The 14876-nt window shown below is 68.1% G+C and carries 9 protein-coding genes; 2 read left to right on the forward strand and 7 right to left on the reverse strand.

Annotation, left to right across the window (positions count from 1 at the left end; translation table 11 throughout):
* Positions 1–4: 4 nt before the first annotated feature.
* From KF715_00065 to KF715_00095, 7 genes are read right to left on the reverse strand one after another with little or no spacing between them, the layout of a single operon-like run.
* On the reverse strand, positions 5–2551 hold the full coding sequence (locus tag KF715_00065; protein MBX3735054.1) for a hypothetical protein: 2547 nt from the start codon (positions 2549–2551) through the stop codon (positions 5–7).
* A gap of 2 nt (positions 2552–2553) precedes the next feature.
* Positions 2554–4098, reverse strand: a complete 1545-nt coding sequence (locus tag KF715_00070) for a sodium:solute symporter (GenBank protein MBX3735055.1) — start codon at positions 4096–4098, stop codon at positions 2554–2556.
* A 24-nt stretch (positions 4099–4122) separates the two neighbouring features.
* On the reverse strand, positions 4123–5985 hold the full coding sequence (locus tag KF715_00075; GenBank protein MBX3735056.1) for an exo-alpha-sialidase: 1863 nt from the start codon (positions 5983–5985) through the stop codon (positions 4123–4125).
* Positions 5982–6995 carry a 4-hydroxythreonine-4-phosphate dehydrogenase PdxA gene (gene pdxA / locus KF715_00080; GenBank protein MBX3735057.1) on the reverse strand — a complete coding sequence of 338 codons (1014 nt, stop codon included), beginning with the start codon at positions 6993–6995 and terminating at the stop codon, positions 5982–5984. The genes KF715_00075 and pdxA overlap by 4 nt, the downstream gene beginning before the upstream one ends.
* The gene (locus KF715_00085) at positions 6992–8149 is read right to left on the reverse strand and encodes a four-carbon acid sugar kinase family protein (GenBank protein MBX3735058.1); all 1158 of its coding nucleotides are present in this window, start codon (positions 8147–8149) and stop codon (positions 6992–6994) included. The genes pdxA and KF715_00085 overlap by 4 nt, the downstream gene beginning before the upstream one ends.
* Positions 8131–9051: a dihydrodipicolinate synthase family protein gene (locus KF715_00090; GenBank protein ID MBX3735059.1), complete on the reverse strand. Its 921-nt coding sequence runs from the start codon at positions 9049–9051 to the stop codon at positions 8131–8133. The genes KF715_00085 and KF715_00090 overlap by 19 nt, the downstream gene beginning before the upstream one ends.
* Positions 9048–10208, reverse strand: a complete 1161-nt coding sequence (locus tag KF715_00095) for an iron-containing alcohol dehydrogenase (GenBank protein MBX3735060.1) — start codon at positions 10206–10208, stop codon at positions 9048–9050. The genes KF715_00090 and KF715_00095 overlap by 4 nt, the downstream gene beginning before the upstream one ends.
* Before the next feature lie 494 nt (positions 10209–10702).
* Here KF715_00095 and KF715_00100 point away from each other — a divergent pair, with 494 nt between their 5' ends.
* Together KF715_00100 and KF715_00105 are read left to right on the forward strand one after the other, a co-directional pair.
* Positions 10703–12226 (forward strand): hypothetical protein, encoded by a 1524-nt coding sequence (locus KF715_00100; GenBank protein ID MBX3735061.1) that lies wholly within the window; start codon positions 10703–10705, stop codon positions 12224–12226.
* Positions 12223–14874 carry a hypothetical protein gene (locus KF715_00105; protein ID MBX3735062.1) on the forward strand — a complete coding sequence of 884 codons (2652 nt, stop codon included), beginning with the start codon at positions 12223–12225 and terminating at the stop codon, positions 14872–14874. The genes KF715_00100 and KF715_00105 overlap by 4 nt, the downstream gene beginning before the upstream one ends.
* The last annotated feature ends 2 nt before the right edge of the window (positions 14875–14876 follow it).

The following is a 14876-nucleotide window of genomic DNA, read 5'->3' on the forward strand; positions in this document are numbered from 1 at the left end:
CGGACTAGGGTTGGACGATGCCGAGGATGGCGAAGGCGCCGGTGCCGCGCACATCGAGCGTGTGGGTGCCGGCCGGGTAGTCGAAGGCGTGGACGTTCAAGGCTGGCAACGAGTCGAACTCGACGGCGTGTGTCAGCAGCGCCTCGACGCCGCCGCGCTCGCCGGCGGTGGCGTCGGTCTCGAGTTCGGGCGGCTTGCGCCACTCGGGGCCGCTCGCCTGGAAGTAGCCGACGAGGACGCGCACGGGTTTCGCGCAAGAGAACTGGATCTTCAACGGAGCCGGGGCGCGCGTGGCGGCGAGCGAGAGCTTGATACCCTGCAATCCTTCGAGTTCGGGTGCGAGGGACTTGATGACCGCCTCCGAGTCGCTGAAGGCCGTGTTGCCGACCTGGGCGGTGAAGGTTTCGAGACCGGGCGTGAGCAGCTTGAAGTCCGCGGCGGGGAACGGTGCGTGGGTGCGGCCGGACGCCTGATGCTCGAGCGCGGCGACTTGGGCGCGGAAATCGGCGAGTTCCTTTTCGTAGACCGGCAGAAGTTGCGTCCAGTGATAGTTCGCGGCGTGGCCGCCGACACCGCCGGGGAGCGGGACGCGGCGCTGGCTGGTCTGCATCGAGTTGGCGGCCTTGTAGGTGTCCTTGGTGAGTGCGGCGAGGGTGCGATAATGATCCAGGCTCGCAGCTAGTTCACCTTCGGCGGTCCGCATGTGCGCGATGTCTTTGGTTTGCTGATAACGCAGGACTTCGAGTGCTGCGGTGGTTTTCGCAGTGTAGCTTTGCGAGAGCGCGCGGATGCAGCGGACGTCGTTGCGCAGGCGCTCGAACTCATCGCGGTTGGCGGTCACGAGCGGAGCGGCGGCATCGATGGCGGCGAGGGCGCGGGCGGAGAAGTCGAGGACTTCGGCATTGATCGAGAGCGGCGTTTCGCCCTCGTGCGGAAGGCCCTTGGCCTCGCGTTCGGCGAACTCCTTCAGACGCTCGCCCGGGGGCGATTGCGATTCCCAGAGTTCTGGGAACTCGCGGTATTTCTCGGGGCGCACGAGTTGGTCGAGCGTCATGCCGAGCGACATGGTCTGGCGGTTGCCCTCGGTGATGCCGAAGCGGCGCAGGATGCGCGGCGCGCACTCGCCGGCGGCGTTGTAGGCGTCGAGGATGTGCGGCGCGGCCGCCTCGCCGTAGCGCTCGGCGAGGCGCCCGATCCAGTAGGCGCGCTCGCCAGCGGCGGGGCGGTCGGGATTCCACGCGTAACGCGCCCACGCCTCGAACCAGATCCAGTCGCGCTCCCATTGCTTCAGCGGCGTCGGGGTGATGTCGGGCGAGACGGGCCAGTCCCAGTAGAACAGCGGGTAGAGGTGCAGGCCGTGGGCGCCGAGGCGGTCGCGCATGGCGACGACGGATTTCTGGATGAACTCGACGTTGCCGTAGCGGAAGGGCTCGAGGTTGGCGAGGATGTGGACGTTGGCGATGTGGGTGGAGCCGAGGCGGCTCATCGCCAGGTGGAGCTGCTGGCGGACGCCGCGCGGCTCCCACGTGGTGAGCGATTCGCCGTTGAATTTCGCCTCGGTGTAGAGGTTGCGGTAGACCTTCAAGGCCTCGGGCATGACCTTGGTGGCATCGGTCGCGTGGGTGCGCATGATGACGGGCGGCTCGCGGGTCAGGCCGGCGGCGGCCATGCCGTCCTTTACGCCCGGGAGGATCACCTCGGTCATCCAGCGCGTTTGCGTGGCTTGTTCCTGCAACGCTTCGCCGAGGCAAGGCATGAGGCCGACGTTGGGATACTCGCAAACGAAGGCGGCGATCGATTTGCGCGTATAGTCGGCGGCGAGGTCGTTCCACGCGTGCAGCTGGGTGGAGAGGCCGTGTTTCTCCGCGAGGGGCTTGGAGATGATGATGCTGTAGAATTGCTGGACGAGCCAGATGCCGCGGCGGTCGCACTCGGCGGCGAGCCAGCGGAACATCTCGACGTTGCGCGCGAAGGTCTCGGGCGAGACCTCGAGTGCCTCGGGGTAATCGGGCAGCTTGACGAGCGAGGCGAAGGGATGGCCGTTCCAGAGGTAGAGCGTGTTCATCCGCAGGCTCGCGAGGTAGTCGAGGTATTCGGTCCAGGTGGCCTTGTCGTAGAAGAACGGGAATTCCTCGGGCGTGTAGGGATACTCGTAGACCTTCCGGCCCGGCAGCAGGTAGGTCTTCTGCATGCCGATGCACGGGCCGCGCAGGACGAATTGCGGGGCGTCGGTGAAGCGGGAGGGAAGCGGCTGGCCGGACTTGAGGCGGTCCGCGAGCTCGAGGCAGCCGTAGAGCAGGCCGGAGTCGTCGAGGGCGGAGACGACGATGGTTCCGCCGGCTGACTTAGTGATCTGGAAGCCCTCGGGCTGGAGCAGGCCACGCAGCGAAATGTCCTTGGTCAAGACGACGTGCGGTGCGGGAGACGGGAGCGCGTGCTCAAGTCGCTCGGCGCCGTAGCGCACGCGCGGCGAGGCGTCGGAGGGGATCTCGATCGCGGCTTGGGCCGCGAGAAACGGGAGGAAGACAGCAAGAAAGAGCCACGCACGCATGATCAGGAAGCGGTTGTCGCTGCGAGGCGCTGTGCGCGCCAGCCCCAGATCGTCAGGCCGGCCGGGGCGCGCGGGCCGGGAATGACGAGGCTGCCGACGTAGCCGATCACGACCACGAGGAGATGGCCGATGACGCCGATGAGCACACCGTTGAGCTTGAAGTTCCACGTGCCGAGGTCGAGGACGGGCGCCTTGCCGGAGGTGAATGTCGCGTAGGCGGTGAAGAGGATGCACGCCGCGATGCCCACCCAGAGGCCGCGGAGATGCGCGCGGGTGCTGAGAAAGGCCAGGGCGAACACGCCGAAGAGACCGCCGGCGAGGATGGAAGTGGCGGTGAAGTAGAGCGAAAGCGCCGTGCCCTTGGTGCTCGCCAGCCAGAGCGCGACGAGGGTGCAGAGCGCGCCGGCGACGGCGACGATCACGCGGCCCATGAAAAGGCGTTCGCGGTCCGTGGAGTTTTGTCGGAGCTTCGTGTAGAAATCCTCCACGCCGACGACGGCGAAGCAATTGAGGTCGGACGAGATCGTCGACATGGCGGCGGCGAAGAGCGACGCCATGATCACGCCGGCGAAACCGGCCGGCACGTGCGTGGTGAGGAAGTGCGGATAGAACTGGTCGGGCTTCACGATGTGCGGCGGCAGGACTTCGCCAGACAGTTGATAATAGCTCCAGGTGAGCGTCCCGATGAGAAGGAAGAGCGCCCACACCGGGATGCAGAGGAGCGCCCCGAGGGCGACGCCGCGGATGGCCGAGCGGTCGTCCTTCGCCACGAGGTAGCGCTGGATGATCGTTTGGTCGGCAGTGTATTTTTGCAGATACCAGAAGAAGCCGTAGGCGGCCATGACCCAGAAGCTCTTGCCGGTGAGGTCGAATTTCAATGTGCCGAGGTCGAACTTGTGGTTTTCCCACGCGAGCTGAAAACCCGCCGCGGCGCCGCCCGGCATCAGCACGAGCAGCGTGCCGAGGCTGATCGCGATGCCGAACCACATGATGAAACCCTGCGCGACGTCGGTCCAGATGACTGCTTCGAGGCCGCCCGCGTAGGTGTAGATTACCGTGACGACGCCCGAGGCGACGATGACGAGCGACATGTCCCAGCCAGTGAGACTCTGCACCGTCAGCGCGACGAGGTAGAACACGAAGCCCATCTTCGAAAAATGCCCGAGCGTGAAACCGAGGGAGGTGTAGAGCCGCACGCTGTAGCCGAAGCGCTTTTCGAAATACTCGAACGCGCTCATGCGGACGACCTCGCGGAAAAACGGAATGATGATCGAGCCCACGAGCACCAGAACGACGACCACCATGAAGCCGGGCACGAGCTCGGCCCAGTTGCCGCCGAACGCGCCGCCCGGATAGGCGATGAACGTGATGCTGCTGATCAGCGTGGCGAAGATCGACACGCCCATCGCCCACGCCGGAATCGAGCGCCCGGCCACGAAGTAATCCTCGGTCGTCTTCTGCCGGCGGCTGTAGCGCAGGCCGAGCGCGATCATGCCGAGCATGTAGACGGCAATGACCGCGAGATCCAGCCAGCGGAGGGAATTCATGGGGAAAGTGACGAACAGCGAAAGCTACGGCGACGCCACCGGTGTGAGCGTGACATCGTCGATCAAAAAGGAAGTGGCGGGCGTTTTCTCGTCGGCACCAGCAAGGTCGCGGCCGCCGAAGGGCCGCGGGCGCGCCGGGCCGGTGCGGAAGGTGAGTCGCTCGACCGTCGTCGTCGCCTCGGTCGGACCGATCGCGCGCGGCGTGGCCGATTGACCGTTGAGAAAAAGATCGCCGCGGTCGGAGGTGGATTTGGGCGAGGCGTCGTAGACGAACGCAAGCCATTCACCGACGCGGTAGGCGCCGTTGTCGGTCCACACGCCCTCGTGCGAAACCCAGACGCGACCGTCTTCGCCGAGTGCGAGGAACAGCTGACGGTTGCCACGGGCGTCGGTGAGTTCGATCTCGAGGCGCGCGTTGGTCTGGCGCGGCAGAACCTTGAACGCGGCTTTCAAGCCGTGCGTCTCGGGGAAGATGCGCGTGGCGCGCGCGTAGTCGTAGGGATCCTCGTCGCGCAGCTCGAGCGCGTGGTTCGACTGGGAGTGCGGGAGTGCGTTTGCTCGCGAATCGACACTTGAAGCTGTCGCGAGCGAGCGAGCTCCCACAGGGGCATCGACGACGCGCACCGGCGCCCAGAGCGGGCTGTAGACATTCCACCCGGCGGGCAGTGTGCCGACGGCGTCGCTTTCGAAATCATCGTGCACGGCGCCGGTAACCCGGCCGGTGATCGGGGTGGGCACACGCGCGACCCAGATGTCCTCCTTGTTGACGCTGTAGGTGACCCACGTCGCCTGCGCGTGGTCGGGCGGCGTGCCATTGCCCTCCGCGATGGCGCGGACGTATTGTGGACCGAGGTTCTTGAAATTGCCCGCGAAGCGCTGGTCGGGCGTCTCGCCGTGGACGGTCAGCAGCTGGGAAAAATGCTCGGCGTCGTCGCTGGTCATCACCGCGAGCGGGAAGCGCAGCCGGTTGGTCGGATTGAGGAACAGCGCGAAGCGGTCGTCGCCAGTGCGCGCTAGCGCGTATTTCGAGGTGTTGTTGGGCAGGTTAGTGCCGAATTGCTTTTCCGTCCAGGTGCGGCCCTCGTCGCGCGAGAGGGCGACGAGCGCGTTCTTCCAGACGCCGAGGACGGCACCGTCGGGGCGGTGGACGGAGGACATCGCCTTGCCGCGGATGGTGTAGAAGCCGCTCTCGTCGAGCTGGTCCTCTTCCCACCACTGGCCGGTCATGAGTTTGTTCGCGAGCAGCGCGTCGCACGCGGCGACGAAGCTGCGGGCCGGCGACGCCGTGTAGAGCGGGTAGGGCGGCGTAAAGTTCGCGAACGGCTGCTTCGCGTTGAAGCGGATGAAGTAGATCGGCCCGAGCGAACCGTCCTCGTGCAGCTCGCGCACGGCGCGGCCGAGGCCGGTGCCGTCATTCGGTTCGGGCAGCTTCCCGTAGAACGCGAGGGCAAGCAGCTGGCCGGCGGGCGCGACGTAGAAACCCATGCGCTGGTGCGCGAGGGTCGACGTGCCGTCGGGCAGCGCGAACGGCGGGAAGATCACGCGCGGCGCGTCCCACGCCACGCCGTCGGCGGAACTGGTGAGCCACGTCGAGCCTGCGCCCTGGTGCTCGCCGACGGGATTGCTGAGAAACTCGAGGTAGAACTTGCCGCGCCACCACGCGAGCATCGGCTGGTGAAAATAGGTGTGGCCGAGTTTGTCTGCGTTGGCGGGGTGGGTGCGATTGGCGCGATAGACTTGAATGTTCTGCACGCCGGCGACCGGGCGCAGGCCGCCGTCGGAGGTGGAGTCGGCGCGTTCGGTGCCGGTGAAAACGAACGGCGGTGCGGACGGCGCGGCGGCCAGCGCGGCGGGCAGGCAGAGGAAGCTTAGCCAGCGTGGCATCATGCGGCGGCGGGCGTGCGGTTGCGCGCCATGCTGGCGGCGAGCTTGATCGCTTCGACAAGACTGCGCGGATCGCCGCGGCCGGTGCCGGCGTTGGCGAAATCCGTGCCGTGCTCGACGGAGGTGCGGACGATCGGGAGGCCGAGCGTGACGTTCACGCCGCGCCAGATGCCGAGCATCTTGGCGGCGACGTGGCCTTGATCGTGATACATCGCCACGGCGGCGTCGAACTCGCGCTGGAGCGTGCGGAAGAAAACCGTGTCGCCCGCGAACGGCCCGTGCGCATCGAGGCCGAGGGCGCGCGCCTGCGCGATGGCGGGGGCGATGAATTTTTCCTCCTCGTCGCCGAAGAGGCCGCCTTCGCCGGCGTGCGGATTGAGGCCGGCGACGGCAAGGCGCGGTTGGGCGATGCCGAGGCGGCGCACGGCGTCGTGCGTGAGCTGGAGGACTTTCACGATGCGCTCGGGGCGGACGCGATCGATGGCCTGGCGCAGCGATACGTGGGTCGAGACATGGCTGACGCGCAGCGTGTCGGCGACGAGCATCATGGTGGCGCCGGGTGCGCCGCACAGATGCGCGAGCAGGCCGGTGTGGCCGTCGAAGTGGTGGCCGGCGGCGTTGAGCGCGGCCTTGTTGATCGCTGAAGTGACGATCGCGCCGACGTCGCCGGCGAGCGCGAGTTCGGTGGCGCGCTGGATGGATTCGTAGGCGGCCTGACCGCACATCGGGTCGACGCGGCCGAGCTGGTGGCGCGCGGCGTCGATGTTGGCGAGGTCGAGCACCGCGATGCCGTCGGCGGCAAAGGCGGGGGCGTCGGCCGCTTTTTTGACGGTGCGGATCGGCAACGTCGTGCCGGTGTAGCGTTGCGCGCGCGCGAGGACGGCGGCGTCGCCGATGACGAGCAGCGGGCCGAGCGCGCGGACATCGGGTTGCGCGAGGGCCTTGAGAATCAGCTCCGGGCCGGTGCCGGCGGGATCGCCGAGGGTCAGTGCGATGAGCGGGGTGGAGGTCATCCGGCGGCGAGCTCCACGGGGGCGGAGAAATGCCGGCGCAGATTGACCGGCCATTGGTAACTGCCCGGTTTCGTCGTCACGAGAATCGCGGGCGCCTCGATGGGGCGCAGCGTCACGACGCCCGGGCCCCAGACGTGGACGACTTCGAGACGGTGCCAGTCGAGCGATTCGAGCACGAGCGCGGTGGTGGTGCCGCCGGCGATGAGCACGTGGTCGAACGCTTTCGTGGGGCGGAGGCGGCGGATGAGGTGGAGGAAGATCCGGTTGATGGCCGGCGAGGAGCCTTTGCCGCCCTTGGGCTTGGCCTGGATGAAGACGGATACCATTTTGCCGGCGCGCAAGTGGGCGAACGCGGCGGCGGCGAGCGGGCCGGGCTTCGGCAGCTTGACGGGATCGAGCGCGAGGGCGGGACCCGGCAGCGGCGTGACCGGATCGGTCGGGGTCGCGGTGCCACTCAGCATGAGTGTCGCCCGCATGCGCGGCGGCGGGGCGGGCGCGATGCGCTTGCCCACGCGCAGATGCTGGAGCCACATGCGGAAGAAATCCGCGCCGCCAGCGGGGAAGGTCCCGGCGTCGAGGCGCGAGGCCCAGAGTGCGACATCGGCGGGGCTGCTGGCCTCGCCCACGCTCACGCCGGCGCGTGGCAACTCCTCGGCGGGGTGGTGGCACTTCACGGCGGAGGTGCCGTCCGCGAGGAGGCGGTCGACGAGGCAAGTTTTGCGCGGATGATGCGGCTCGCGGGCGAAGGGCGTTTTGTGCAGCGGCACGCCGGCGATGTAGTAGCGGCCGTTGTTGATACTGCGGCCGAGCGACGGATTGCACGGCACGAGCAGCGTGCGCTCGAGCCCGAACACTTCCATGCAGGCCTCGATCTCGACCATGACGTTGCCGCGGAGGACAGAGTCGACTTTCTTGAAGATGCCGCCGTTCGGGATGGCGCGCAGGCGACGGGCCAGCAGCTTGACGGCGCGGGCGGCGGCGGCGGGAGAGGCGAGGCGCGTGCCGCTGTCGCACACGATGACGTCGGCCGGGACGGCGCGGCGCGGCGGCTCGGTGAGCACCACGGCGCGCAGGCCGGCTTGGTGGGCCAGCGCCGCGAGTTCGGCGGCGCCGGTAAGGTCGTCGGCGATGACGATCAGCGGCAGGCGGGGCATGGCGGGCAGGAGAGGGAGTCGAGTTCGGCGCGCAGGCCGGTGCGGGCCGCGGAGGAAAGAGGGGCGAGCGGAGAGAACATCGCGGAGCCGCAGATGCCCTGCAAGTCCAACGCCGCCTTCAACGCGGCGAGGGATTGGCCGAGCGTGCGGCCTTTCTGATAGACGGCGGTGACCGCATCCGAGTCGCGCTGCAGTTGCTCCGCCCGGGGCCAGTCGCCGGCGCGCGCCGCGGCGAAGAGTTGGGCGGCGAGATCGGGACGGAGGTTGCCGGAGCTGGGCACGAAGCCCCGAAAACCGATCCGCAACGCGGCGGTGCTGTGCGCGGCGGCGCCCATGAAGAGGGCGAAGTCGGCGCGCCCCGCGAAGCGCTCGGCGAGCGCCTCCTTGCGGCCGGGCGTGGCCTCGGAGTCCTTCAGGCCGACGATGTTTTCGCGCGCGGAGAGCGCGGCGAAAACATCGAGCGGGATCGACATGCCGACGGTCGCGGGAATGTTGTAGAGATAAAGCGGACCGGGCGTCGCGGCGGCGAGTTGCTCGAAGTAGCGCTGCATCTCGGCGGGCTCGAGTTTGAAGTAGTTGGGCAGCATGCCGACGACGGCGTCGGCGCCGATGCGGAGGTGTTCGCGTGCGAGGGCGACACTGTCCGCGAGGCAGTTGTGCGCGACGCACGCGAGCACGGGGACGCGGCCGGCGGAGACGCGCACGGCGATCTCGACGAAGCGGCGACGCACGGCGTCGGGCAGCGAGGCGACTTCGCCGGTCGTGCCGGCGATGAGCAGGCCGCAGCCGTGGCCGGCGACGTGGGCGACGAGACGCTCGGCGCCGAATTCGTCGAGGCGACCGTCCGCGGTGGCCGGAGTGACCAACGGGACGATGACACCGTCGTGAGGAAAGGTCTTCATGCGTAGTAGGCGGCTTCGTAGATGGCGATGGCGTCGGCGCGCGAAACGGGACGCGGATTGTTCTTCAGCAGACGCGTGACGAGCAATCCGGCCTCCGCGAGGTGCGTGAGACGGTGGCGGGGAATGTCGTGGCGCTGGAGGCCCAGCGGCACGCGGCACGCGGCGAGCAGCGCGTGGAGGCGCTCGGGTAATTGGGCGGCGGTCGACGCGGCGTCGGTGCGGTCGGGCGCGCCGAGCGCGCGGGCGAGCGCCGCGTGCCGTTCGGGCAGCGCGGAGCAGTTGAACGCGACGACGTGCGGCAGCAGCAGTGCGATGGACAGGCCGTGCGGCAGGTGATGTTCACCGCCGAGCGGGTAGGCGAGCGCGTGCACGCCGTTCGTGTTGACCGGACCGAGGCAGAGGCCGCCGTAAAGGCTGCCGAGCGCGACCGCGGCGCGCGCGGCCATGTCGTTGCCGTCGGCGACGGCACGCGGGAGATGCGCGGCGATCAGGCGCACGCCTTCCAACGCATAGTGGTCGACGACGGGATGGGCGGAGAGACTCGCGTAAGCTTCGAGACAGTGGGCGAGCGCGTCGATGCCGGTCGTCGCCGTAAGCGCCGGCGGGAGCGAGCGCATCAGCTCCGGATCGACGATGGCGATGTCGGGCACGAGGACCGGGCTGATGACGGCCTTCTTGGCCTGTGCGGATTCATCGAGGAGGAGAGCGTTGGGAGAGACCTCGCTGCCGGTGCCGGCGGTGGTCGGGAGGCAGGCCAGGGCGGTGTGTCGCGGCGGGACGAGGCCGCTGCCGAAGAAATTTTCCACCGGTTCGTCGCGATCGTGCAGCGCGGCGGCGAGCTTCGCGACGTCGAGCACGCTGCCGCCGCCGAGCGCGTAGACGACGTCAGGCTGTGCGGCGCGGGTGCGGCGCCGCAGGTCCTCGCAGCTGGCGACGGTAGGCTCGGTCGCCGGTTCGACGAAAATTTCCGCAACGATGTCGGCGCCGCGCAGAGTGGCCGCGAGCGACTCGGCGGCGGGCGCGAGTGCGCCGGTGGTGACGATAACGGCGCGGCGATGTTGCCCGCGGGAAAACTCGAGCGCGGCGTTCGCGGTGCAGCCGGCGCCGAATGCGATCCGGGCGGGCTGGAGCAATGTGATGGGCCGGGCGTCGTTCATGCGAAAAGCCGGCCGGGTCGCGCGGCGCGCAGCGGGCCGGCGGAGGCGGAGCGGGAGGGGTGGTGACGGCGCATGAGCAGACGGGCCGACTCATGGCGCGAGCCGGGCACCGATATCCAGTGACCGTGAAATTGGCGATGGCAATGGCGGAACGTGACCGCTCCCGGCGTGGAAAAAAAGACGCGCACGCGTGTGGTCGCGATGACGGTGCGCCGTGCGAGGCGACGGAGGATTTCGTTAATCGCTGGCTGGCCGGTGGTCGGAGAGGCGGCGCACCGAGGCGGCGGAAAAGGCATCGGGCTGGGCGGGCGCGGGTGCATTATGATTCCGAAAGAAATATTCCTGCCGCCGGGAGTAATTCGCGGAGGCTTTCGTTAGGATGCTGCGTTCAGATTCCGGCCCTGAGGCCGTGTGGCACCTGTCTGGACATCGCGGACGAAATCGAGACGCTCGTCCGCGCGTCTTTGCCGGTGTCGTTCCCCGCTGTGCTCCCCTTGCTGTCACCCCGCTCCCTTTTGCTCGTCGCGCTTTGCGCCGTGGGTTGGGTGGGCGTGCGGGCGGCGGACGGCGACGACGCGATCGCGCGGCACGTCGCGCGGTTCAACGCGATGGAGGACGAGGGCGTGGTCAACGCGGTGCCGAATGCCGGGGCCGCGGCGTGGCTGCGGGCGAATGTCCCGTCGTTCACCTGTGCGGACGCCGAGGTCGAGGAGATCTACTGGTTTCGCTGGTGGTCGCTGCGCAAGCACCTGAAACGCGACCCGGCGAGCGGGCGCTGGGTGTTCACGGAGTTCATCACCAAGCCGCGGCCGATCAGCAGCGCGTTGGGCCATCACTTGATGGAACTGCGGTGGCTGCGCGATCCGACGTTCGCCGACGACTACCTGCTTTATTGGCTGCGCGGCAACGCCGGCGCGCCGCAGACACACCTGCACCGATACTCGCAATGGCTCGCGTTCTCCGTGTGGCAGCGCGCACTCGCGACGGGCGACATACGCGGCGCGACGGCGTTGCTCGACGATTTGGTGGCGGATTATCGCGCGTGGGAAAAGGAGAACGGCCGGCCTGACGGACTCTTCTGGCAATACGATGTGCGCGATGCGATGGAGGAATCCATCAGCGGCGGGCGCGAGGTGCAGAATGTCCGTCCGACGATCAGCAGCTACATGTTCGGCAATGCCACCGCGATCGCGGCGCTTGCGCACGCGGCGGGCCGCGACGGACTCGCGCAGGAATTTTCCGCGAAAGCCGCGCAGTTGCGGCGATTCGTGCAGGACACGCTGTGGGACCCGGAGCGCGCGTTTTTCACGTCGCGCACGGAGCAGCTCGAGCGAATCCCGGTGCGCGAGCAGATCGGTTTCATTCCGTGGTATTTTGGTCTCCCGGAAAGCGGGCACGGCTACGAGATCGCCTGGAAGCAGCTCCTCGATGAGGGCGGTTTCAAGGCGCCGGTAGGCATCACGACGGCCGAGCGGCGCGATCCGACGTTCCGCACGCGCGGCATTCGGACGTGTGAGTGGGATGGCGCGGTGTGGCCGTTCGCGACATCGCAGACGTTGACGGCGCTTGGTCGCGTGCTGCGCGATTACCCGCAGGACGTCGTCACGGTGCGCGATTTCTTTGCGGCGTTTTGCGCCTATGTGCACTGCCACCGCTACGACGGCAGGCCTTATGTCGGCGAGTATCTCGACGAGAAAACGGGCGAGTGGATCATGGGCGCGAATCCGCGGAGTCGTTTCTACAACCACTCGACCTTCGCCGATCTGCTGATCGCGGAGGTGATCGGCTTGCGACCAAGGGCGGACAACATGATCGAAGTCGCGCCGCTGCTGCCGGCGGACGCGTGGGCGTGGTTCCGCCTCGAAGGCGTGCGCTACCACGGACACGAGCTCGCGATCGAATGGGACCGTGACGGCAGCCGGTTCGGGGCGCGCGGCTTCCGACTGTTCGTGGATGGCAAACTTGCCGCCCGCGCCGATAATGTGAGCCGACTTACCGCGGAATTGCCCAAGCCATGAGAATCCGACTTTCGTTCGCCGCCCTGATCGCGCTGGCTCCCGCGCTCGTGTTCGCTGTGCAGCGTCCGCCGGTCGTGCGCGCGGCGAGCGGCAAGGTGGAATATGTCGCCGACGCGAATGGCGATCGCGTGCCGGATTTTTCGACGGCCGGCTATGCGGGTGGCGGCGTGGCGCTGCCGCTGGTGCCGGCGGCGATTGTGGTGGCGCCGGCGGCGGGCGATGCGACTGCGCGCATTCAGGCGGCGTTGGACTTCGTCGCGGACCGGCCGGCCGATGCGCAAGGTTTTCGCGGCGCGGTGCAACTGCTGCCGGGCCGCTACGAATTGGCCGGGCGGCTCCGGATCCAAGCGAGCGGCGTCGTGCTGCGCGGCGCGGGTGAAAAGACCGTGCTGGTTGCGGCCGGAACCGAGCGCGGCGCACTGATCGCGGCGCGCGGCGTGGCGAAGGAAGATTTTGGCTCGGCGCGGGCGGTCACGGACGCGCGCGTGCCGGTCGGCGCGACGCGGCTGACGCTCAGCGACGCGAGCGGTCTGGGCGTGGGCGAGACGGTTGCGATCACGCGGCCGACGACGAAGGAGTGGTCGCACGAACTCGGCATGGATGTGGCACCGGGGCGGCAGCAATTCGCGTGGAAGCCGGCGGCGATGACGCTGCGGTGGACGCGCACGATCGCAGCGATCGAGGGCAATGTCGTCACGCTCGATGCGCCGCTCACGACGGCGCTCGAGGCGAAGTTCGGCGGCGGCAAGCTGGCGGCGATCAAGGCGAGCGGCCGGTTGCGCCATGTCGGCGTGGAGAATTTGCGCTGCGAGTCGGTCTACGATGCGGCGAATCCGCTCGACGAGCAGCACGCGTGGGAAGCGGTGTTCTTCGAGCACGTCGAGGACGGCTGGGTGGCGGAGATCACGGCGGCGCATTTTGCGGGCACGGTCTTCAATGTCGGTGCGGGCTGCCGGCGGGTGACGGTGCAGGACTGCGCGTCGGTCGCGCCAGTTTCGGAGCTCGGCGGCTATCGTCGGCACACTTTCCACACGAGCGGCGAGCAGACGCTGTTCCTACGTTGCCGCGCGGAGGACGGGCGCAACGACTTCACGGTCGGTTATCTGACCGGCGGGCCGAATGTGTTTCTCGAGTGCCGCGCCGAGCGCAGCACGGGTTTCAGCGGCTCGGTGGGCAGCTGGGCGTCGGGCCTCCTGTTCGACAACGTCACGCTCGATGGCGGCACGCTGGAATTGAACAACCGCGAGACATGGAACCAGGGCGTCGGTTGGGCCGCGGCGAATTCGATGCTGTGGCAGTGCTCCGCGCCGGTCGTGATCTGCCGTCAGCCGCCGACCGCGCAGAACTGGGCCGACGGCGTGTGGGGGCAATTCGTGGGCGACGGTTACTGGAGTGAGGTTAACGAGTTCATTAAACCCGAGAGCCTGTATCGCGCGCAACTTGCCGCCCGAAGTGGCACCGCCGCACTTGATGCGTTGCTGCCGCGGCGCCACACGATCGACAATGCGCCGCATATCGAGGGGGCGGTCACTGATCTTGCCGCGCGCATTGCGCCGAAACCGCGCGCGCCGGGCAAGCCGCTGGCGCTCGCGAACGGCGTGCTCACGGTCGGCGGCGCGCGGCTGAGCGGACGCGAGGAGGACATCTCGTGGTGGCGCGGATATCTCTATGCCGGCGCCGAGCCGACGAAGCCGGCGATCACGCGTTTCGCGCCGGGCATGCATGGCGCGTTCCTTACCGACGATCTCGACCAGTTGACCGATGCGATGGTGGCGCAGAAGCAGGTCGTGCTGCGGCATCACTACGGATTGTGGTATGAGCGACGCCGGATGGACCACGAACGTATGCGCCGGCCGGACGGCGACGTGTGGCCGCCGTTCTTCGAGCAACCGTTCGCGCGCAGCGGGCAGGGGCGCGCGTGGGACGGGCTCAGCCGCTACGATCTCACGAAATACAACGCTTGGTATTTCGCGCGCCTGCGGGAGTTCGCCGCGCTCGCGCGCCAGAAGGGGCTCGTGCTCGTGAACGAGATGTATTTTCAGCACAACATCATCGAGGCGGGCGCGCATTGGGTGGATTCGCCGTGGCGTCCGACAAACAACGTCAACGGCACGCGCTTCACCGAGCCGCCGCCGTTCGATGGCGACACGGTGAAGATGGCCGCAGAGTTCTACGACTTGTCCGACCCGGCGTATCGCGCGCTGCACCGCGCCTACATCCGGCAATGTCTCGCCAATCTCGCGGACGAGCCGAACGTCATCCACACGCTCAGCGCGGAGAACAGCGGGCCGCTGTCCTTCATGCAGTTCTGGCTCGATGTCGTGGCCGAGTGGGAGGCCGAGACGGGGCGACACCCGCTCATCGCACTCAGCGCGTGCAAGGACGTGCAGGATGCGATCCTCGCGGAGGCGAAGCGCGCGGCGGTCGTCGACGTGATCGATCTCACCTACTGGTTCCGCACGGCGAAGGGCGACGAATTCGCGCCGCACGGCGGCACGGACCTCGCGCCGCGGCAGCATCTGCGCCTGTGGAAAAGCGGACGTCCGAGCGCCGCCTCGATCGCCGCGATGGCCGCCGAGTATCGCACCAAGTTCCCTGGCAAGGCGATCCTCACGGGTTTGCCCGAGGCCGGCGACGTGCAGCCCTGATC

The organism is Candidatus Didemnitutus sp. (genome assembly GCA_019634575.1).
Lineage (GTDB): Bacteria > Verrucomicrobiota > Verrucomicrobiia > Opitutales > Opitutaceae > Didemnitutus.